Origin of the sequence: Pseudomonas sp. Marseille-Q0931 (assembly GCF_940789645.1) — a bacterium.
In the GTDB taxonomy this organism is placed as follows: domain Bacteria; phylum Pseudomonadota; class Gammaproteobacteria; order Pseudomonadales; family Pseudomonadaceae; genus Aquipseudomonas.
Map to the genome: position 1 here is coordinate 132,162 of NZ_CALNWT010000017.1, position 22,174 is coordinate 154,335.

Annotated in this window: 18 protein-coding genes and 4 tRNA genes; all 22 read right to left on the bottom strand. The window is 59.1% G+C overall.

The window, feature by feature from the left end; all coding sequences use genetic code 11:
* Positions 1-13 precede the first annotated feature (13 nt).
* The 22 genes from rplC to birA all read right to left on the bottom strand — a co-directional run bounded on the left by rplC (position 14) and on the right by birA (position 21,844).
* On the bottom strand, positions 14-643 hold the full coding sequence (gene rplC / locus P3C50_RS22080) for a 50S ribosomal protein L3 (protein WP_197855604.1): 630 nt from the start codon (positions 641-643) through the stop codon (positions 14-16).
* A gap of 83 nt (positions 644-726) precedes the next feature.
* On the bottom strand, positions 727-1,038 hold the full coding sequence (gene rpsJ / locus P3C50_RS22085) for a 30S ribosomal protein S10 (RefSeq protein ID WP_003243886.1): 312 nt from the start codon (positions 1,036-1,038) through the stop codon (positions 727-729).
* Positions 1,039-1,193: 155 nt separating this feature from the next.
* A complete protein-coding gene (tuf, locus tag P3C50_RS22090; RefSeq protein ID WP_134675806.1) occupies positions 1,194-2,387 on the bottom strand; it encodes an elongation factor Tu in 1,194 nt (397 codons plus the stop codon).
* Positions 2,388-2,417: 30 nt separating this feature from the next.
* Positions 2,418-4,565 (bottom strand): elongation factor G, encoded by a 2,148-nt coding sequence (fusA, locus tag P3C50_RS22095; protein ID WP_275547611.1) that lies wholly within the window; start codon positions 4,563-4,565, stop codon positions 2,418-2,420.
* A 30-nt stretch (positions 4,566-4,595) separates the two neighbouring features.
* Entirely contained in the window at positions 4,596-5,066 is a 471-nt protein-coding gene (rpsG, locus tag P3C50_RS22100) for a 30S ribosomal protein S7 (protein ID WP_003246741.1), read from the bottom strand.
* 104 nt (positions 5,067-5,170) lie between these two features.
* Positions 5,171-5,542: a 30S ribosomal protein S12 gene (gene rpsL, locus P3C50_RS22105; RefSeq protein WP_004373429.1), complete on the bottom strand. Its 372-nt coding sequence runs from the start codon at positions 5,540-5,542 to the stop codon at positions 5,171-5,173.
* 146 nt (positions 5,543-5,688) lie between these two features.
* Positions 5,689-9,888, bottom strand: coding sequence for a DNA-directed RNA polymerase subunit beta' (gene rpoC / locus P3C50_RS22110; protein ID WP_275547612.1), 4,200 nt, complete (start codon positions 9,886-9,888; stop codon positions 5,689-5,691).
* 63 nt (positions 9,889-9,951) lie between these two features.
* Positions 9,952-14,025 (bottom strand): DNA-directed RNA polymerase subunit beta, encoded by a 4,074-nt coding sequence (rpoB, locus tag P3C50_RS22115; RefSeq protein ID WP_197855607.1) that lies wholly within the window; start codon positions 14,023-14,025, stop codon positions 9,952-9,954.
* A gap of 221 nt (positions 14,026-14,246) precedes the next feature.
* Entirely contained in the window at positions 14,247-14,618 is a 372-nt protein-coding gene (gene rplL / locus P3C50_RS22120; protein ID WP_197855608.1) for a 50S ribosomal protein L7/L12, read from the bottom strand.
* An 80-nt stretch (positions 14,619-14,698) separates the two neighbouring features.
* A complete protein-coding gene (gene rplJ, locus P3C50_RS22125) occupies positions 14,699-15,199 on the bottom strand; it encodes a 50S ribosomal protein L10 (protein WP_003463333.1) in 501 nt (166 codons plus the stop codon).
* Positions 15,200-15,410: 211 nt separating this feature from the next.
* Positions 15,411-16,106: a 50S ribosomal protein L1 gene (gene rplA / locus P3C50_RS22130; protein ID WP_197855609.1), complete on the bottom strand. Its 696-nt coding sequence runs from the start codon at positions 16,104-16,106 to the stop codon at positions 15,411-15,413.
* Positions 16,106-16,537: a 50S ribosomal protein L11 gene (gene rplK / locus P3C50_RS22135; protein WP_021488823.1), complete on the bottom strand. Its 432-nt coding sequence runs from the start codon at positions 16,535-16,537 to the stop codon at positions 16,106-16,108. Before rplK ends, rplA begins: the two co-directional genes overlap by 1 nt.
* Positions 16,538-16,656: 119 nt before the next feature.
* On the bottom strand, positions 16,657-17,190 hold the full coding sequence (nusG, locus tag P3C50_RS22140) for a transcription termination/antitermination protein NusG (protein ID WP_004373446.1): 534 nt from the start codon (positions 17,188-17,190) through the stop codon (positions 16,657-16,659).
* Between the two features lie 9 nt (positions 17,191-17,199).
* Positions 17,200-17,568, bottom strand: a complete 369-nt coding sequence (gene secE, locus P3C50_RS22145) for a preprotein translocase subunit SecE (RefSeq protein WP_197855610.1) — start codon at positions 17,566-17,568, stop codon at positions 17,200-17,202.
* A 43-nt stretch (positions 17,569-17,611) separates the two neighbouring features.
* Positions 17,612-17,687 (bottom strand) — tRNA-Trp (locus tag P3C50_RS22150).
* A gap of 53 nt (positions 17,688-17,740) precedes the next feature.
* Entirely contained in the window at positions 17,741-18,934 is a 1,194-nt protein-coding gene (gene tuf / locus P3C50_RS22155) for an elongation factor Tu (RefSeq protein WP_134675806.1), read from the bottom strand.
* An 84-nt stretch (positions 18,935-19,018) separates the two neighbouring features.
* Positions 19,019-19,094: transfer RNA gene (locus tag P3C50_RS22160), tRNA-Thr, on the bottom strand.
* A gap of 26 nt (positions 19,095-19,120) precedes the next feature.
* Positions 19,121-19,194, bottom strand: a tRNA-Gly gene (locus tag P3C50_RS22165).
* Positions 19,195-19,218: 24 nt separating this feature from the next.
* A tRNA-Tyr gene (locus tag P3C50_RS22170) sits at positions 19,219-19,303 on the bottom strand.
* 141 nt (positions 19,304-19,444) lie between these two features.
* Positions 19,445-20,131 carry an SPOR domain-containing protein gene (locus P3C50_RS22175; protein WP_197855611.1) on the bottom strand — a complete coding sequence of 229 codons (687 nt, stop codon included), beginning with the start codon at positions 20,129-20,131 and terminating at the stop codon, positions 19,445-19,447.
* Positions 20,132-20,139: 8 nt separating this feature from the next.
* Entirely contained in the window at positions 20,140-20,889 is a 750-nt protein-coding gene (locus P3C50_RS22180) for a pantothenate kinase (RefSeq protein WP_275547613.1), read from the bottom strand.
* On the bottom strand, positions 20,879-21,844 hold the full coding sequence (birA, locus tag P3C50_RS22185; RefSeq protein WP_275547614.1) for a bifunctional biotin--[acetyl-CoA-carboxylase] ligase/biotin operon repressor BirA: 966 nt from the start codon (positions 21,842-21,844) through the stop codon (positions 20,879-20,881). The genes P3C50_RS22180 and birA overlap by 11 nt, the downstream gene beginning before the upstream one ends.
* Positions 21,845-22,174 lie beyond the last annotated feature (330 nt).

Here is a 22,174-nt window from a genome sequence, read left to right on the forward strand (position 1 = left end):
TCAGATTCTCCCCTTACGCCTTGACAGCCGGACGAACGATAACGTCGCCGCCAGTAGCGCCCGGAACGGCACCCTTGACCAGCAGCAGGTTACGCTCGGCGTCTACGCGAACGACTTCCAGGGACTGTACGGTCACGCGCTCAGCGCCCATATGACCGGACATCTTCTTGCCCTTGAATACACGACCCGGGGTCTGGCACTGGCCAATGGAACCAGGTACACGGTGAGAAACGGAGTTACCGTGAGTGTTGTCCTGGCCGCGGAAGTTCCAACGCTTGATGGTACCGGCGAAGCCTTTACCTTTGGACTGACCGGTGACATCCACCAGTTGACCAGCTTGGAAAATTTCAGCGTTGATCAGATCGCCGGACTGGTAGTCGCCTTCTTCAAGACGGAATTCCAGAACGGTACGACCTGCCGCGACGTTCGCCTTGGCGAAGTGACCGGCCTGAGCCTTGCTGACGCGAGAGGCGCGACGCTCACCAACAGTGACCTGCACTGCACGGTAGCCATCGGACTCCTCGTTTTTGAACTGGGTGACGCGATTCGGCTCGATCTCAATGACCGTGACCGGAATGGAGACACCTTCTTCGGTGAAAATGCGGGTCATGCCGCACTTACGACCGACTACACCAATAGTCATGTTGTAAACCTCATGAGTGTACGGGGCTTTCACCCGCTATGGCCGCCCATTTCAGAGCGTTACACGACTAAAACCGCCAGGTTTTAGCCGAGGCTGATCTGCACTTCCACGCCTGCCGCAAGGTCGAGCTTCATCAGCGCGTCAACGGTTTTATCCGTCGGCTGGACGATGTCCAGAACACGCTTATGAGTGCGGATTTCGTACTGATCGCGCGCGTCTTTGTTGACGTGCGGAGAAATCAGAACGGTGTACCGCTCCTTACGAGTAGGCAGAGGAATCGGACCACGCACCTGAGCACCAGTACGTTTCGCGGTTTCCACGATTTCCTGGGTAGATTGATCGATCAGGCGATGGTCAAAAGCCTTCAACCGAATACGGATTTGTTGGTTTTGCATTTTGACCTCAGATTCCAAGCTGCTAATCCCCACAGACGGACTACGCCCGCTCAAGGGAGGCGCAATTGTACGGATGCCCCCTGGGGGTGTCAACTTTTAACCAGTTCAAAAGAAAAGGGCCCCGAAGGGCCCTTTTCTCTGAAACAGATCAGCGATTACTCGACGATCTTGGCAACCACGCCGGCACCAACGGTACGACCACCTTCGCGAATAGCGAAGCGCAGGCCGTCTTCCATGGCGATCGGCTTGATCAGGGTGACAACCATTTTGATGTTGTCGCCCGGCATTACCATCTCAACGCCTTCCGGCAGTTCGCACGAACCGGTCACGTCAGTGGTACGGAAGTAGAACTGCGGACGGTAGCCCTTGAAGAACGGGGTGTGACGACCACCTTCTTCTTTGGACAGAACGTACACTTCAGCTTCGAACTTGGTGTGCGGCTTGATGGTGCCCGGCTTGGCCAGAACCTGACCACGCTCGACTTCATCGCGCTTGGTGCCGCGCAGCAGCACGCCGCAGTTCTCACCAGCTCGACCTTCGTCCAGCAGCTTGCGGAACATCTCAACGCCGGTGCAGGTAGTCTTGGTGGTCGGACGCAGACCAACGATTTCGATTTCTTCCTGGATCTTGACGATACCGCGCTCTACACGACCGGTTACTACAGTACCGCGGCCGGAGATCGAGAACACGTCTTCGATCGGCATCAGGAACGGACGATCGATGGCACGAACCGGCTCAGGAATGTAGCTGTCCAGAGTCTCGACCAGCTTCTTGACAGCGGAAGTACCCATTTCGTTGGTGTCTTCGCCGTTCAGAGCCATCAGCGCGGAGCCGATGATGATCGGGGTGTCGTCGCCCGGGAAATCGTAGGTGCTCAGCAGGTCGCGAACTTCCATCTCGACCAGCTCCAGCAGCTCGGCGTCGTCAACCATGTCAGCCTTGTTCAGGAAGACAACGATGTACGGAACGCCAACCTGACGGGACAGCAGGATGTGCTCACGGGTTTGCGGCATCGGGCCGTCGGCAGCCGAGCAGACCAGGATCGCGCCGTCCATCTGGGCAGCACCGGTGATCATGTTCTTCACGTAGTCGGCGTGGCCCGGGCAGTCAACGTGCGCGTAGTGACGAATATTGGAGTCGTACTCTACGTGCGCGGTGTTGATGGTGATACCACGAGCTTTTTCTTCCGGAGCGCTGTCGATCTTGTCGAAGTCAACCTTGGCCGAACCGAAAACTTCGGAGCAGACGCGGGTCAGAGCAGCGGTCAGAGTGGTCTTACCGTGGTCAACGTGACCGATGGTGCCGACGTTGACGTGCGGTTTGTTACGTTCGAATTTTTCCTTAGCCACGACAGTAAACCTCTTACTTAAAGGGCGGGATTAGCCTTGTTTTTTAACCAGTGCTTCGACGATGTTCGCCGGAGCCTCTGCGTACTTGGAGAATTCCATGGAGTAGCTTGCGCGACCCTGGGACATGGAACGAACGTCGGTAGCGTAACCAAACATCTCGCCCAGCGGAACTTCGGCACGGATTACCTTGCCGGAGACCGAATCTTCCATACCCTGGATCAGACCACGACGACGGTTCAGGTCACCCATCACGTCACCCATGTAGTCCTCAGGAGTTACCACTTCCACTTTCATGATCGGCTCGAGCACCTTGCCGCCACCCTTCTGGGCCAGCTGCTTGGTCGCCATGGAGGCAGCGATCTTGAACGCCATCTCGTTGGAGTCGACGTCGTGGTAGGAACCATCGAACACGGTAGCCTTCAGGCCGATCAGCGGATAGCCGGCAACGACGCCGTTCTTCATCTGCTCTTCGATACCCTTCTGGATCGCCGGGATGTATTCCTTCGGAACCACACCACCTACAACTTCGTTGGTGAACACCAGACCTTCGGTGATGTTGCCCTTGTCGTCCACGTCCGGAGTCGAGAAGCGAATCCAGCAATGACCGAACTGACCGCGACCACCGGACTGACGAACGAACTTGCCTTCGATCTCGACAGCGTCCTTGGTGATGGTTTCACGGTAGGAAACCTGCGGCTTACCGATGTTGGCCTCGACGTTGAACTCGCGCTTCATGCGGTCAACGAGGATGTCCAGGTGCAGCTCACCCATACCGGAGATGATGGTCTGACCAGTCTCTTCGTCGGTCTTGACGCGGAACGACGGGTCTTCCTGAGCGAGCTTGCCCAGTGCGATACCCATCTTCTCCTGGTCGGCCTTGGTCTTCGGCTCTACAGCTACCGAGATAACCGGCTCCGGGAAGTCCATACGCTCGAGGATGATCTGCTTGTCCGGATCGCACAGGGTTTCACCAGTGGTGACGTCCTTCATGCCGATCAGAGCAGCGATGTCGCCAGCGCGTACTTCCTTGATCTCTTCACGCTGGTTGGCGTGCATCTGCACCATACGACCAACGCGCTCTTTCTTGCCTTTCACGGAGTTGATGACCGACTGGCCAGACTCCAGAACGCCCGAGTAAACGCGAACGAAGGTCAGAGTACCAACGAACGGGTCGGTCGCGATCTTGAACGCCAGAGCCGAGAACGGCTCGTTGTCATCAGCGTGACGCTCGTCGTAATCGCTTTCGGCGATTTCTTCTTTCGGCTTGTCGGCCAGGTCCGGATGGATACCCTTGATAGCAGGGATCTCGGTCGGCGCAGGCAGGAAGTCGATGACGGCATCGAGAACCAGGGGCACGCCCTTGTTCTTGAACGACGAACCGCAGACAGCCGGAACGATCTCGCTCGCCAGAGTACGGGCGCGCAGACCAGCCTTGATGTCTTCGACGGACAGGTCACCTTCTTCAAGGTACTTGTTCATCAGCTCTTCGTTGGCTTCGGCGGCAGCCTCAACCATGTTCGAGCGCCACTCGTTGGCCAGGTCCAGCAACTCCGCCGGAATCTCTTCCTCACGGTAGCTGGTGCCCTTGTCATCATCGTTCCAGTAGATAGCCTTCATCTTGATCAGATCGACCTGACCCTGGAAGTTATCTTCGGCACCGATGGCGATCTGAATTGGAACCGGGGTGTGACCCAGACGGTTCTTGATCTGACCGACGACGCGCAGGAAGTTGGCACCGGCACGGTCCATCTTGTTCACGTAAACAACACGCGGAACACCGTACTTGTTGGCCTGACGCCATACGGTTTCGGACTGCGGCTCAACGCCCGAAGTACCGCAGAACACAACGACAGCACCGTCGAGTACGCGCAGGGAGCGCTCTACTTCGATGGTGAAGTCAACGTGACCGGGGGTATCGATGACGTTTACGCGGTAGTTGTCGTACTGACCAACCGAACCCTTCCAGAAGGTGGTGATAGCAGCAGAGGTAATGGTAATACCACGCTCCTGCTCCTGAACCATCCAGTCGGTGGTCGCGGCGCCATCATGCACCTCGCCCATCTTGTGGCTCAGACCTGTGTAGAACAGGATCCGCTCGGTAGTGGTGGTCTTGCCCGCGTCAACGTGGGCACAGATACCAATATTACGGTAGCGGTTAATTGCTGTATTACGAGCCATAAAGCCCTCGCAAGGTTAGTGGAGCCGGAATTAGAAGCGGTAGTGCGAGAAAGCCTTGTTGGCCTCAGCCATACGGTGCACGTCTTCACGCTTCTTGACAGCAGCGCCTTTGCCTTCAGCAGCATCCAGCAGCTCACCGGCCAGACGCAGAGCCATGGACTTCTCGCCGCGCTTGCGGGCGTAGTCTACGAGCCAGCGCATTGCCAGAGCGTTACGACGGGACGGACGAACTTCGACCGGAACCTGGTAGGTAGCACCGCCTACACGGCGGGACTTGACTTCGACCAGCGGAGCGATGGCGTCGAGAGCTTTCTCGAAGATCTCCAGGGGATCGCTGTTCTTGCGTGCTTTGACAGTGTCCAGAGCACCGTAAACGATGCGCTCGGCCACGGCTTTCTTGCCGCTTTCCATCACGTGGTTCATGAATTTGGCGAGAATCTGGCTTCCGTATTTCGGATCGTCCAGGATCTCACGCTTGGCTGCTACACGACGTCTTGGCATTGATAAGCCCTCAAACGGTCTTCAGGTTAGCTCGGGACCAACGGCGCATGCCGCGCCCGACCTTACTCTTATCGACTCAACTAAATAAAAAGGATCAAGCGGCCTTATTTCGGACGCTTGGTACCGTACTTGGAACGACCCTGCTTACGGTCTTTGACGCCGGAGGTATCCAGCGAACCACGCACGGTGTGGTAGCGCACACCCGGAAGGTCTTTTACACGACCGCCACGGATCAGCACGACGCTGTGCTCTTGCAGGTTGTGGCCTTCACCGCCAATGTACGAAGAAACTTCGTAGCCGTTGGTCAGACGCACGCGGCACACTTTACGCAGTGCCGAGTTAGGTTTCTTCGGCGTGGTGGTGTACACGCGGGTGCACACGCCACGACGCTGCGGGCAGTTCTGCAGCGCAGGCACGTCGGATTTCTCGACGATACGCTTACGCGGCTGACGTACCAGCTGGTTGATAGTTGCCATCTACTAGCTCCACTGTTGTCTTTCGACGCTCACAAATAAAGATGGCAGAGCCAAACGCCCTGCCAAATTTAGGGGTGCATGAGTCTAAAGAGACTCACGCCCCCAGTCAAGGCAAAGCCCCGCTAGCGAACTAGCGAGGCTTCGACTCAATTTCCGCTGGAGTTCAGCGCCTCGGTCAGTGCGGCTTCCACCTCACTGGCGCTGACTCGTACCGGCTTGTCGGCATCACGCTTGCGCTTGCGCTCGCTGTGGTAGGCCAGACCGGTACCGGCCGGGATCAGACGACCCACGACCACGTTCTCTTTCAGGCCACGCAGGTAGTCGCGCTTGCCAGTAACCGCCGCCTCGGTGAGGACGCGAGTGGTTTCCTGGAAGGAAGCCGCCGAGATGAACGACTCGGTGGACAGCGACGCCTTGGTGATACCCAGCAGTACACGGGTGTACTTGGCGATGAACTTGTCTTCGGCAGCCAGGTTCTCGTTTTCGCCCAGTACGTGAGTCAGCTCCATCTGGTCGCCCTTGATGAAACTGGAATCGCCCGACTCGGTCACTTCGACCTTACGCAGCATCTGACGCAGGATGGTCTCGATGTGCTTGTCGTTGATCTTCACGCCCTGCAGACGGTAAACGTCTTGGATCTCGTTGACGATGTACTTGGCCAGCGCGCTGACGCCCAGCAGACGCAGGATGTCGTGCGGATCGCTCGGGCCGTCGGAGATAACTTCACCCTTGTTGACCTGTTCACCTTCGAACACGTTCAGGTGACGCCACTTCGGAATCAGCTCCTCGTACGGATCACTGCCATCGGTCGGGGTGATGACCAGACGGCGCTTGCCCTTGGTCTCCTTACCGAAGGAGATGGTGCCGCTGATTTCCGCCAGGATCGAAGCTTCCTTCGGACGACGGGCTTCGAACAGGTCGGCAACGCGCGGCAGACCACCGGTGATGTCACGAGTCTTCGAGGTTTCCTGCGGGATACGGGCGATAACGTCACCGACCGCGATCTGCGCACCGTCCGCCACGCCGACCAGGGCGTTGGCAGGCAGGAAGTACTGAGCGGGAACGTCGGTGCCCGGCAGCAGCAGCTCCTTGCCGTTGGCGTCGACCATCTTGATGGCCGGACGAATGTCCTTGCCAGCAGCTGGACGATCCTTCGGATCGAGAACCTCGATGTTGGTCAGACCGGTGAGTTCGTCGGTCTGACGCTTGATGGTGATGCCCTCCTCCATGCCGACGAAGGTCACGATACCCTTCATTTCGGTCACGATCGGGTGGGTGTGCGGGTCCCACTTGGCGACGATGGCGCCAGCGTCGACCTTGTCACCTTCCTTCACGGAAATCACGGCACCGTACGGCAGCTTGTAGCGCTCGCGCTCACGACCGAACTCGTCAGCCACGGCCAGCTCACCGGAACGGGAAACCGCTACCAGGTTGCCGTCGACACGCTCGACGTACTTCAGGTTGTGCAGACGGATCGCACCACCGTTCTTCACCTGGACGCTGTCGGCAGCCGAGGTCCGGCTTGCAGCACCACCAATGTGGAAGGTACGCATGGTCAGCTGGGTACCCGGCTCACCGATGGACTGGGCAGCGATAACGCCGACGGCCTCACCGATGTTGACGCGGTGACCACGGGCCAGATCGCGACCGTAGCACTTGGCGCAGATGCCGTAGCGGGTTTCGCAGGTGATCGGCGAACGCACGACCACTTCGTCGACGCTGTTCAGCTCGATGAACTCGACCCATTGCTCGTCGATCAGGGTACCGGCCGGAACGATGACGTCCTCGGTGCCCGGCTTGAACACGTCCTTGGCAATGACACGGCCGAGTACGCGCTCACCCAGCGGCTCGACCACGTCGCCGCCCTCGATGTGCGGGGTCATCAGCAGGCCCTGCTCGGTGCCGCAGTCGATTTCGGTCACCACCAGATCCTGGGCCACGTCGACCAGACGACGGGTCAGGTAACCGGAGTTCGCGGTCTTCAGTGCGGTATCCGCCAGACCCTTACGAGCACCGTGGGTGGAGATGAAGTACTGCAGAACCGACAGACCTTCGCGGAAGTTCGCGGTGATCGGCGTCTCGATGATCGAGCCGTCCGGCTTGGCCATCAGGCCACGCATACCGGCCAGCTGACGGATCTGAGCGGCGCTACCACGCGCACCGGAGTCCGCCATCATGTACATGGAGTTGAAGGACTCCTGCTCGACGGTTTTGCCTTCGCGGTCGACAACCGGCTCTTTCGAGAGGTTGGCCATCATCGCCTTGGACACTTCGTCGTTGGCCTTCGACCAGAGGTCGATCACCTTGTTGTACTTCTCGCCCTGGGTTACCAGGCCGGAGGCGTACTGCGATTCGATCTCCTTCACTTCCTCGGTGGCGGCATCGATGATGCGCGCCTTCTCGTCCGGGATGACGAAGTCGTTCACGCCAATCGACACACCGGAGATGGTCGAGTAGGCGAAACCGGTGTACATCAGCTGGTCAGCGAAGATGACGGTGTCCTTCAGACCCACGGTGCGGTAGCACTGGTTGATCAGCTTGGAGATCGCCTTCTTCTTCATCGGCTGGTTGACCACGTCATAGGACAGGCCGGCCGGCACGACTTGGAACAGCAGCGCACGGCCGACGGTGGTGTCGACGATGCGGGTGTTCTTGGTGATGCTGCCGTCGCGGTCTTTGATGACCTCGTTGATACGCACTTTCACACGGGCGTGCAGGGACGCTTCGCCGGCGCGGAACACGCGGTCGACTTCCTGCAGGTCAGCGAAGACACGACCTTCACCCTTGGCGTTCACCGCTTCACGGGTCATGTAGTACAGACCCAGTACCACGTCCTGCGACGGTACGATGATCGGCTCGCCGTTGGCGGGCGAGAGGATGTTGTTGGTCGACATCATCAGCGCGCGCGCTTCGAGCTGGGCTTCCAGCGTCAGCGGCACGTGAACGGCCATCTGGTCACCGTCGAAGTCGGCGTTGTACGCGGCGCAAACCAGCGGGTGCAGCTGGATCGCTTTACCTTCGATCAGTACCGGCTCGAACGCCTGGATGCCCAGACGGTGCAGGGTCGGCGCACGGTTGAGCAGGACGGGGTGTTCGCGGATCACTTCGGCGAGAACGTCCCACACTTCCGGCAGTTCACGCTCGACCATCTTCTTCGCGGCCTTGATGGTGGTCGCCAGACCACGCATTTCCAGCTTGCCGAAAATGAACGGCTTGAACAGCTCAAGGGCCATCTTCTTCGGCAGACCGCACTGATGCAGACGCAGGGTCGGGCCCACGGTAATTACGGAACGACCGGAGTAGTCCACGCGCTTACCGAGCAGGTTCTGACGGAAGCGACCTTGCTTACCTTTGATCATGTCGGCCAGCGACTTCAGCGGACGCTTGTTCGAGCCGGTGATGGCGCGACCGCGACGGCCGTTGTCGAGCAGGGCGTCGACCGCTTCCTGCAGCATGCGCTTTTCGTTGCGCACGATGATGTCCGGAGCCGACAGATCGAGCAGGCGCTTCAGACGGTTGTTACGGTTGATGACGCGGCGATACAGATCGTTCAGATCGGACGTCGCGAAGCGGCCGCCATCCAGCGGTACCAGCGGACGCAGGTCCGGCGGCAGAACCGGCAGAACGGTCAGCACCATCCACTCCGGCAGGTTGCCGGAGTCCTTGAAGGCTTCCATCAGCTTCAGGCGCTTGGACAGCTTCTTGATCTTGGTCTCGGAGTTGGTCTGCGGAATCTCTTCACGCAGGCGGCCGATCTCGTGATCCAGGTCGATAGCGTGCAGCAGCTCGCGAACGGCCTCGGCGCCCATGCGCGCGTCGAAGTCGTCACCGAACTCTTCGAGGGCTTCGAAGTACTGCTCATCGTTCAGCAGTTGGCCCTTCTCGAGGGTGGTCATGCCCGGGTCGATCACCACGTAGCTCTCGAAATAGAGCACGCGCTCGATGTCACGCAGGGTCATGTCCATCAGCAGGCCGATACGGGACGGCAGCGACTTGAGGAACCAGATGTGGGCGACCGGCGAGGCCAGTTCGATGTGCGCCATGCGCTCACGACGAACCTTGGCCAGGGCGACTTCAACGCCGCACTTCTCGCAGATCACACCGCGGTGCTTGAGGCGCTTGTACTTGCCGCACAGGCACTCGTAGTCCTTGACCGGGCCAAAGATCTTGGCGCAGAACAGGCCGTCGCGCTCTGGCTTGAAGGTACGGTAGTTGATGGTTTCCGGCTTTTTAACTTCACCGAACGACCACGAACGGATCATCTCAGGCGAGGCCAACCCGATACGGATGGCGTCGAACTCTTCGATCTGACCCTGGTTTTTCAGCAAATTCAGTAGGTCTTTCAAGGCCTTTCCTCCTGGCGGAGCAGGCAGCGGGCTGGGTTAGCCCCGCTGCCGATTCACGTCGTGTTATTCGGTTTCCAGATCGATGTCGATGCCGAGCGAACGGATCTCTTTGATCAGTACGTTGAAGGACTCGGGCATGCCCGGCTCCATACGGTGATCGCCATCCACGATGTTCTTGTACATCTTGGTACGGCCGTTCACGTCGTCCGACTTCACGGTCAGCATTTCCTGCAGGGTGTAGGCGGCACCGTAGGCTTCCAGCGCCCAGACCTCCATCTCCCCGAAGCGCTGACCACCGAACTGCGCCTTACCACCCAGCGGCTGCTGGGTAACCAGGCTGTAGGAACCAGTGGAACGGGCGTGCATCTTGTCGTCCACCAGGTGGTTCAGTTTGAGCATGTACATGTAGCCGACTGTGGTCGGACGCTCGAACTGGTTACCGGTACGACCGTCGAACAGGCGCATCTGGCCGCTCTCCGGCAGATCGGCCAGCTTGAGCATGGCCTTGATCTCGGTTTCCTTGGCGCCGTCGAACACGGCAGTCGCCATCGGTACACCGCCCTTGAGGTTCTTCGCCAGCTCGAGGATCTCGGTATCGGAGAACTCGTCGAGGTTTTCCTGACGGCCACCGATCTCGTTGTAGATCTCGGCGAGGAACTTGCGCAGTTCGGCGATCTTGCGCTGCTCTTCGAGCATGCGGTTGATCTTCTCGCCCAGGCCCTTGGCCGCGAGGCCCAGGTGGGTTTCGAGAATCTGACCGACGTTCATACGCGACGGAACGCCCAGCGGGTTCAGTACGATATCGACCGGAGTACCGTTGGCGTCGTGCGGCATGTCTTCGACCGGCATGATCACCGAGACCACACCCTTGTTACCGTGACGACCGGCCATCTTGTCACCCGGCTGGATGCGACGGCGGATGGCCAGGTAGACCTTGACGATCTTCAGTACGCCCGGAGCCAGGTCATCGCCCTGCTGCAGCTTGCGCTTCTTGTCTTCGAACTTGTCGTCGAGCAGCTGACGGCGGTCGGAGATGTAGGCCTGCGCCTTCTCCAGCTGCTCGTTCAGCGCGTCGTCGGCCATGCGCAGTTTGAACCACTGGCCGCGCTCGAGACCGTCGAGGAACTCGTCGGTGATCGCAGTGCCTTTCTTCAGACCCGCGCCGCCTTCGGCGACAGCACCAACCAGAGCCGAACGCAGACGCTCGAAGGTCGCGCCTTCGACGATGCGGAACTCTTCGTTGAGGTCCTTGCGGATCTCGTCCAGCTGCTGCTTCTCGATGGCCAGGGCGCGACTGTCGCGCTCGACGCCGTCACGGGTGAAGACCTGTACGTCGATGACGGTACCCTTGGTGCCGGTCGGCACGCGCAGGGAGGTGTCCTTCACGTCGGACGCCTTCTCACCGAAGATCGCACGCAGCAGTTTTTCTTCCGGCGTCAGCTGGGTCTCGCCTTTCGGTGTGACCTTGCCAACCAGGATGTCGCCCGGGCCGACTTCGGCACCGACGTAGACGATACCGGCTTCGTCCAGCTTGTTCAGAGCAGCTTCACCCACGTTCGGGATGTCAGAGGAGATTTCCTCTGGGCCGAGCTTGGTGTCACGCGCCACACAGGTCAGTTCCTGGATGTGGATGGTGGTGAAGCGGTCTTCCTGAACCACGCGCTCGGACAGGCAGATGGAGTCTTCGAAGTTGAAGCCGTTCCACGGCATGAACGCAACGCGCATGTTCTGACCCAGCGCCAGTTCACCCATGTCGGTGGACGGGCCGTCAGCCATGATGTCGCTGCGCGCAACCTTGTCACCTTTGCTCACCAGCGGACGCTGGTTGATGCAGGTGTTCTGGTTGGAGCGGGTGTACTTGGTCAGGTTGTAGATGTCGACACCGGCTTCGCCAGTTTCGACCTCGTCGTCGTTGACACGAACCACGATACGGCTGGCATCGACGGAGTCGATCACACCGCCGCGGCGAGCCACGACGCATACGCCGGAGTCACGGGCGACGTTGCGCTCCATGCCGGTACCAACCAGCGGCTTGTCAGCGCGCAGGGTCGGTACAGCCTGACGCTGCATGTTCGAACCCATGAGTGCACGGTTGGCGTCGTCGTGCTCGAGGAACGGAATCAGCGAGGCAGCGACGGAAACGACCTGCTTCGGCGAAACGTCCATCAGGGTGACGTCTTCCGGCGCCTTGACGGTGAATTCGTTCAGGTGACGTACGGCAACCAGCTCGTCGATCAGCTGACCTTTGTCGTTCAGGGTCGCGGACGCCTGAGCGATCACATGGTCAGCTTCTTCGATGGCGGACAGGAACACGATCTCGTCGGTGACCTGACCTTCCTTGACCACGCGGTACGGGCTTTCCAGGAAGCCGTACTGGTTGGTGCGGGCGTAGGCCGCCAGGGAGTTGATCAGACCGATGTTCGGACCTTCCGGCGTTTCGATCGGGCACACGCGGCCGTAGTGGGTCGGGTGTACGTCGCGGACTTCGAAGCCGGCGCGCTCACGGGTCAGACCGCCCGGGCCGAGTGCGGAGACGCGGCGCTTGTGGGTGATCTCGGAGAGCGGGTTGTTCTGGTCCATGAACTGCGAGAGCTGGCTGGAACCGAAGAACTCCTTCACCGCCGCCGCAACCGGCTTGGCGTTGATCAGGTCCTGCGGCATCAGGCCTTCGCTTTCGGCCATCGACAGACGTTCCTTGACCGCGCGCTCGACGCGCACCAGGCCAACGCGGAACTGGTTCTCGGCCATCTCGCCGACGCAACGCACGCGACGGTTACCCAGGTGGTCGATGTCGTCGACGATGCCTTTGCCGTTACGGATGTCGACCAGGGTCTTCAGTACGGCAACGATGTCTTCCTTGCTCAGCACGCCCGAACCTTCGATCTCGGTACGACCGATACGACGGTTGAACTTCATGCGACCAACGGCGGACAGATCGTAACGCTCAGCGCTGAAGAACAGGTTGTTGAACAGGGTCTCGGCAGCATCCTTGGTTGGCGGCTCGCCAGGACGCATCATGCGATAGATCTCGACCAGCGCTTCCAGCTGATTGGTGGTGCTGTCGATCTTCAGCGTGTCGCTGATGAACGGACCACAGTCGATATCGTTGGTATACAGAGTCTCGAAGCGCACGACCTGAGCCTTGGCCATCTTGACCAGCAGGTCGGCGGTCAGCTCGGTGTTGCACTCGGCGATGATCTCGCCAGTAGCCGGGTGCACGACAGCCTTGGCAGTGGTACGGCCAATGACGTATTCGAGCGGAACGTCCAGCTCTTTGATGCCAGCCTTGTCCAGCTGGTTGATGTGGCGGGCAGTGATACGACGGCCCTGCTCCACGATCACCTTGCCGCTGCCGTCCTTGATGTCCAGGACTGCAACTTCACCGCGCAGACGCTGAGGCACCAGCTCCAGGCTCAGGCCTTCGCTCTTAACGTGGTAAACGTTGGTGTCGTAGAAGGCATCCAGCACTTCTTCGGTGCTGTAGCCCAGCGCGCGCAGCAGAACGGACGCCGGCAGTTTGCGGCGACGGTCGATACGCACGAATACCGCGTCCTTCGGGTCGAACTCGAAGTCCAGCCAGGAACCGCGGTAAGGAATGATGCGAGCGGAGTACAGCAGCTTGCCCGAGCTGTGGGTCTTGCCACGGTCGTGGTCGAAGAACACGCCCGGCGAGCGGTGCAGCTGGGACACGATCACACGCTCGGTACCGTTGATGACGAAGGTACCGTTCTCGGTCATGAGCGGGATTTCGCCCATGTACACTTCCTGCTCTTTGATGTCCTTGATCGCTTTGTTCGACGATTCTTTGTCGAAAATGATCAGGCGCACTTTCACGCGCAGCGGCACGGCGAAGGTCACGCCACGCAGGACGCACTCCTTGACGTCGAACGCCGGCTCGCCCAGGCGATAGCCGACGTATTCCAGAGCAGCGTTGCCGGAGTAGCTGATGATCGGGAATACAGATTTGAAGGCCGCATGCAGGCCGATGTCACGGAACTGATCCTTGCTCGCGCCCTGCTGCAGAAACTCGCGATAAGAATCCAGCTGGATGGCCAGGAGGTAAGGCACATCCATGACATCCGGCAACTTGCTAAAGTCCTTGCGGATACGTTTTTTCTCAGTGTATGAGTAAGCCATCAGCGTTCCCCAGCTTGGTCACCTGCTTATTTGGTCAGCGCCGGCGGCGATGACCAGAAAATCGTGCAAACCCTCGGTTTGCAACCGCCTCTCGGGCGGGATCTTTCCGGCTCCAGGTCGACTGCCGAACAGCCAACCTAGAACGGAAAAAGGCCGGTGGCAAAAGCCACCAGCCATCAGCCTTGTGCGAGTCGCTCGGGCTGTAGACGCAAGGTGCGAACTTACTTGAGTTCGACCTTGGCGCCAGCTTCTTCCAGCTTCTTCTTGGCGTCTTCAGCAGCTTCTTTGGTCAGACCTTCAGCGATGACCTGAGGAGCGGTGTCGACCTTCTCCTTGGCTTCTTTCAGGCCCAGACCGGTCAGCTCGCGAACAGCCTTGATCACGTTCACTTTCTTGTCGCCAGCTTCAGCCAGGACAACGTTGAACTCGGTTTGCTCTTCAGCAGCGGCAGCAGCGCCGGCAGCCGGGCCAGCGGCAACAGCGGCAGCAGCGGTAACGCCGAAGGTTTCTTCCATCGCTTTGATCAGCTCAACGATTTCCATAACGGATTTCTGGCCGATAGCTTCGATGATTTGCTCGTTAGTCAGAGACATGACTATCAATTCCTGTATTGGGGTGACGGCCTACGCGACCATCAAATTAAACGTTTGATTTAGAAAGTGCTCACGCCGCCTTAGGCAGCAGCAGCTTCTTTCTGGTCGCGAATAGCTGCCAGGGTGCGAGCGAGCTTGCTGGTGGCGCCTTGGATAACGCTCATCAGCTGGGCGATGCCCTCGTCGCGGGTCGGCAGGCTTGCCAGTACGTCGATCTGGTTTGCTGCGAGGTACTTGCCCTCGAACGCAGCTGCCTTGATCTCGAACTTGTCCTGACCCTTGGCGAACTCCTTGAACAGACGAGCAGCAGCGCCCGGGTGTTCGTTGGAGAAAGCGATCAGGGTCGGGCCTTTGAACACGTCGTTGAGCACGTCGAACTGAGTGCCTTCAACGGCGCGCTTGAGCAGGGTGTTACGCACGACTTTCACGTACACACCAGCTTCGCGGGCCTCTTTACGGAGTCCGGTCATTGCGCCGACGGTCACGCCACGGGCATCAGCCACGACAGCGGACAGACCGGCTTTGGCAGCCTCGTTGACTTCAGCGACGATGGCCTTCTTGTCTTCGAGTTTAATTGCCACGGGTTTACTCCTGGATTTTACCGTTTCGCCGAACCGAGGTTCGGCGGCGTTTTGGTGTCTGATTCGGTAACGAATCGGGAGCACCATCTGCGTAGGCCATCAGGCGAACCTGACATTTAAAACGCGAGTCACCTACGGTCTTGGATAGCCCCCGCCAGGCAGGGACCCCAATCTTTCCAAGCCGGCAGCACATGGCTGCCGGCCCAATCACTTACGCGTCGAGCGAAGCCTGGTCGATTACCAGACCCGGACCCATGGTGGTGCTCAGGGTCACGCGCTTGACGTAGATGCCTTTCGAGGTCGACGGCTTCAGACGCTTCAGGTCAGCCAGCAGGGCTTCCACGTTCTGCTTCAGCGCAGCGGCTTCGAAGCCGACCTTGCCAACGGAGGTGTGGATGATGCCGTTCTTGTCGGTACGGAAACGTACCTGACCAGCCTTGGCGTTCTTGACAGCGGTAGCGACGTCCGGCGTCACGGTGCCGACTTTCGGGTTCGGCATCAGACCACGCGGGCCCAGTACCTGGCCCAGCTGGCCAACAACGCGCATGGCGTCCGGAGAAGCGATGACCACGTCGTAGTTCAGATCGCCGGCCTTCATTTCGGCGGCCAGATCGTCCATACCGACCTTGTCAGCACCGGCAGCCAGGGCAGCTTCAGCGCCCGGACCCTGGGTGAACACGGCAACGCGTACGGTTTTGCCAGTGCCGTTCGGCAGAACGGTGGCGCCACGTACGACCTGGTCGGATTTACGCGGGTCTACGCCCAGGTTCACGGCGACGTCGAAGGACTCGGTGAACTTGACGGCAGACAGCTCGGCCAGCAGGCCGGCAGCTTCTTCGAAGGTGTAAGCCTTCCCGGCTTCAACCTTGGCCGCGATGGCCTTTTGGCGCTTGGTCAACTTAGCCATTACACACCCTCCACGTTCAGGCCCATGCTACGAGCGGAGCCGGCGATGGTGCGCACGGCCGCATCCAGGTCAGCGGCAGTCAGATCAGCCTGCTTGGTCTTGGCGATCTCTTCCAGCTGAGCACGGGTAACGGTGCCTACTTTGACGGTGTTCGGACGAGCGGAACCGCTGCTCAGGCCGGCGGCCTTCTTCAGCAGTACCGATGCCGGGGTGCTCTTGGTTTCAAAAGTGAAGCTACGGTCGCTGTAAACAGTGATGATCACAGGAGTCGGCAGACCAGGCTCCATGCCCTGGGTCTTGGCGTTGAACGCCTTGCAGAATTCCATGATGTTCACGCCGTGCTGACCCAGAGCCGGACCCACGGGTGGCGACGGGTTTGCCTGACCGGCTTTAACCTGCAGCTTGATATAAGCCTGAATTTTCTTAGCCATTAGCTACTCCAATTTCGGGTTCGAACGCCTGACGGCTCCCCGAGGTTACTTACGCATTTATCCCAGTGACGACAAAACCCCGCAGCCTAAGGCTGCGGGGTGAGGGATGCCTATGTCAGTTATGCCTTCTCGACCTGACTGAACTCCAGCTCGACCGGGGTGGAGCGACCGAAAATGGTCACAGCAACCTGGATGCGGCTTTTCTCGTAATTCACTTCTTCGACCACACCGCCGAAATCGGCGAACGGGCCATCGACAACACGAACCATCTCGCCCGGCTCGAACAGCGTCTTCGGCTTGGGCTTGTCGCCACTATCGGCAACACGACGCAGAATGGCTTCGGCTTCTTTCTCGGTGATCGGCGCCGGCTTGTCGGCAGTACCACCAATGAAACCCATGACGCGCGGCGTATCCTTGATCAAGTGCCAAGTCGCCTCGTTCATTTCCATCTGCACAAGAACATAGCCAGGGAAGAACTTGCGCTCACTCTTGCGCTTCTGACCATTGCGCATCTCGACCACCTCTTCAGTGGGAACGAGAATCTCGCCGAAGTCATCTTCCATACCAGCCAGCTTCACGCGCTCGATGAGCGAGCGCATGACATGCTTCTCGTAACCCGAGTAAGCATGCACGACGTACCAACGCTTAGCCACGAGACACCCTTAACCAACAATCAGGGAAATAAGCCAACCGAGCAGGGAATCGAGCCCCCACAGCAGCAGCGCCATCACCAGGACCACAGCAACCACGATCAAGGTGGTCTGAGTAGTCTCCTGGCGGGTCGGCCAGACAACTTTACGAATCTCGACGCGCGCTTCTTTCAGGAGCACCGCAAAGGCCTGACCACGAGCAGTCTGAAATGCCACGAAAGCGGCAGCAGCGCCCAATACGACCAGACCCAGAACACGATACAGAACCGGCTCAGCAGAGAAGTACTGATTACCTACGACACCCACGACAACCAGGGCAGCGACAACCAGCCACTTGACCAGATCAAAGCGAGAGTCTTGGGCTTCAGCCTTAACATTCATTCGAGAGGATCCTGTGAAAGACACGCCAAATTCGTTTAGAAAATGGCAGGTCAGGAGGGAATCGAACCCCCAACCTGCGGTTTTGGAGACCGCCGCTCTGCCAATTGAGCTACTGACCTAGAACAAAATCAGGCCGACCATTATGCCGGCCTGAGAGGGACAGATCAATCGATTATTCGACGATCTTTGCTACGACACCGGCACCAACGGTACGACCACCTTCGCGAATGGCGAAGCGCAGGCCGTCTTCCATGGCGATCGGCTTGATCAGGGTGACAACCATTTTGATGTTGTCGCCCGGCATTACCATCTCAACGCCTTCCGGCAGCTCGCACGAACCGGTCACGTCAGTGGTACGGAAGTAGAACTGCGGACGGTAGCCCTTGAAGAACGGAGTGTGACGACCACCTTCTTCTTTGGACAGAACGTACACTTCAGCTTCGAACTTGGTGTGCGGCTTGATGGTGCCCGGCTTGGCCAGAACCTGACCACGCTCGACTTCATCACGCTTGGTGCCGCGCAGCAGCACGCCGCAGTTCTCACCAGCACGACCTTCGTCCAGCAGCTTGCGGAACATCTCAACGCCGGTGCAGGTGGTCTTGGTGGTCGGACGCAGACCAACGATTTCGATTTCTTCCTGGATCTTGACGATACCGCGCTCTACACGACCGGTCACTACAGTACCGCGGCCGGAGATCGAGAACACGTCTTCGATCGGCATCAGGAACGGACGATCGATGGCACGAACCGGCTCAGGAATGTAGCTATCCAGAGTCTCGACCAGCTTCTTGACAGCGGAAGTACCCATTTCGTTGGTGTCTTCGCCGTTCAGAGCCATCAGCGCGGAGCCGATGATGATCGGGGTGTCGTCGCCCGGGAAATCGTAGGTGCTCAGCAGGTCGCGAACTTCCATCTCGACCAGCTCCAGCAGCTCGGCGTCGTCAACCATGTCAGCCTTGTTCAGGAAGACAACGATGTACGGAACGCCAACCTGACGGGACAGCAGGATGTGCTCACGGGTTTGCGGCATCGGGCCGTCGGCAGCCGAGCAGACCAGGATCGCGCCGTCCATCTGGGCAGCACCGGTGATCATGTTCTTCACGTAGTCGGCGTGGCCCGGGCAGTCAACGTGCGCGTAGTGACGAATATTGGAGTCGTACTCTACGTGCGCGGTGTTGATGGTGATACCACGAGCTTTTTCTTCCGGAGCGCTGTCGATCTTGTCGAAGTCAACCTTGGCCGAACCGAAAACTTCGGAGCAGACGCGGGTCAGAGCAGCGGTCAGAGTGGTCTTACCGTGGTCAACGTGACCGATGGTGCCGACGTTGACGTGCGGTTTGTTACGTTCGAATTTCTCTTTAGCCATCTTGACCGTCTCCTAGCGAAGAATTGAGCAAGCTATGCCGCCATTAAAACAAAGGCAGATACTTTCATATCTGCCTTTATTAGATGGAGCTCATGAGCGGATTTGAACCGCTGACCTCACCCTTACCAAGGGTGTGCTCTACCAGCTGAGCTACATGAGCCAAACTCTATTGCGCCAACCACAAACTGGAGCGGGTAGCGGGAATCGAACCCGCATCATCAGCTTGGAAGGCTGAGGTTCTACCACTGAACTATACCCGCGGAGCCTGCAGCTCACGCTGAATCTGGTGGAGGGGGAAGGATTCGAACCTTCGAAGTCGATGACGTCAGATTTACAGTCTGATCCCTTTGGCCGCTCGGGAACCCCTCCAAAGTGAGGCGGCATTTTCTAGATCTGCCACCCTGCTGTCAAGCTTTTTCTCATTAAAATCTTGAGGTTAGCTACTTTGACAACATCTTCGTCGGGAACCAACTTTGACCACCCTGCGAAGCGGGCGCCATTCTATGCAAACTATTGGAGCAATGCAACGCCTTCGCATGGCATTAATTGATGCTGCAATCCTGCAAAGTCTCCAGCCAGTCGCCCCAGCAGAAACTCATCGGCCAGACGTCGACTTTGCGGCGCAACACGCACCCAGAAACTACGGTGCGCGCGCGACAGTTCGCGGATCTGCGGCTCGTAGCCCACATCGCGCAAACGCTGCATGACGCTATTGGCTGAATCGTTGCGAGGGAATATGCCAAGCGATATGCCGTTGGCCAGCTCGCCCTGAGTAATGATGTAGCTATCGATACGCCGCGCCTGCAGCTCACGTAGCTGCCTCAACGAGGCCTGACGAGAAGCCAGAGGCGGCAGATACACCCAATACTCGACACCCGCAGCCGCATCAACGCTGCGCACTTCAGCCTGTATATCCAGGCTGAGCAGACGCTGCTCCACTACTCTCGCCCGCGCCTCCTCCTCAAAACTGCCAAGGAACAAGCAAACAGCCGCCTCGGGGGAGGCCGCATCGACCGGCGCCGAAGGCTCATTGCGCGAGCTTGGCTTATCCGCCTCGCTCAGCAGGCGAATGTCCTTGCGCGCCGCCTGATAGGCATTTGCCGGAGCGATCTCCTTGGCGCGCAGGGGCGCCTGCTGCTGATGCCAGACGTAATAAAAGGCATTCAGTAGCAGGAGCAATAGCAGAATCCAACGCATGCTTCGCCTCAACTCAAGGGACAGGCGATCGCCAGTCCGACAAATACGAGATCCGTAACCACCTGCGCCCCCGGCACTACATCCCGAACCAGGTCCGCATCACCTCCGGTCAGGAATACTTCGAAGCCATCAGGGAAACGAGCCTGCGCCTGCAACAACTGCTCCGCAACGAAACCGCGCAACATCAACACGCAGCCGCGCTCTACGGCCTCAGCTGTGGAGCGCCCGGGCTCAAGTTCCTGCAAGGCCGCCAACGCCACCTGGCGATCGTAGCGAATGCGTCGAGTGTGCGTACTCAGCTGATCGCGCATCAACGGAAGCCCAGGACAAATGAAGCCGCCCTGGTGCATACCATCAGCCGATATGAAGTCTGCGGTTACCGCCGTACCGAGATCGACCACCAGGCAAGCGCGCTGCCCCAGGTGATAAGCACCCAGCACGGCGAGCCAACGATCCAGGCCCAGGCGCCGATAGTCCTCGTAACCATTATGTACCGCCCCGACCTGGCTGGCAGATTGCGCACAGATGGCTTCGACACCGAAGAGTTCGCGCAGGCGTCTGACCAGCTGCTCGGTCTCCACATCGCTGCGCACACTGACCAGACGACAGCGACTTACCTGCAGTCCCGGAGCCGCAGCCAGGGATTCGAAGAGGGCAGAATCGGAATCCACGACACCCGCAAAAAGGCGCTGATTCCCATCCACGGAAATCACTCGCCATTTGATAAAGCTGTTACCGCAGTCGAGCTCAAGAATCATGTTGCAACCTCAGGCTCAACTCTCCGCCGCTGAAGGCACGGTCGACACCATCCACATTCAGCCGAATCGCACCTCGCTCATCGACGCCCAGCACGACACCCAGGGTCGCATTAGAACCTGCAGTCAGCGCCACGGAACGACCACGCCACGCATGCAGCGACTCCCACTCCTCTCGCAGACCAGCAAAACCGCGCTGCCAATGCAGGGAGAGGCAATCGCGCAACTGCGAGAGCAGCGCAGCAGCCAAATCATTTCGATCGAGCATACGCCCCATGCACTGCCGCACGGATGTCCAAGGCTGATCGATGGCACCAGGCGCGTCGACCTCCATGTTGACGTTAATGCCGACACCTATCACCACATGGCAAACATCGGCCGGATCGCCGGCGAGTTCCAGGAGTATCCCGGATATCTTGCGTCCATCGACCAACACGTCATTCGGCCACTTCAACTGCGCGCCCTTCAGACCGAGGGCTCGCAGTGTCTTGGCGACAGCGAGCCCCACCGTCAGGCTCAATGCCTCGACCTGACTCATGCCGCCATCGACGCGCAGCACCACACTGCAGTAAAGATTCTCTGCGAACGGACTGGCCCAGACGCGCCCGCGCCGACCGCGCCCTGCGGTCTGACGCTCAGCCAGCAGCACAAAAGGCGCGCGCGCCCCTGCCTCGAGGCGGCGAAATATCTCGGCATTCGTGGAGTCCACGCTCGACTCGACTGTGATCGGCCAGGCCGAAGCAGCGGCGTCTCGCGATATCCGCTCGGCGTCGAGCAAGATCATCGGCGAAGACAGCCGATAGCCGCGACCCGGGACCTTGAATACCTCGACCCCAAGCTCAGCCTCCAAGCCCTGCAGCTGCTTCCAGATCGCACTGCGGCTTATCCCAAGCTGAGCGCCAAGGGCTTCACCGGAATGGAATCGACCATCCTGTAGAAGTTTCAACAATTCCAGCATGCGAGGCCCCGCTACGAACAAGGCTGGCATGATAACGACGAGGCCTCAGCTTGCATAGAAAACGGGAGGTCGAAGGCAAATCAGCAGGAAGGCCGGGCCTGCCGACCTCGGGAGCCCAAGCAATAGAAGCGCTCTGCGCGCGCTCATCAGCGCCGATACCTTGCGGGTGCGCCCTGCGCACCGCGGGCGATTGCAGGAACGCATTCTGCCGTGCAGTTTTCTGCGCCCCAAAGAAGAAACCCCAGACCGCTTTAGCGATCTGGGGTTTCGTATAGGAGCTTGACGATGACCTACTCTCACATGGTGAAGCACCACACTACCATCGGCGAT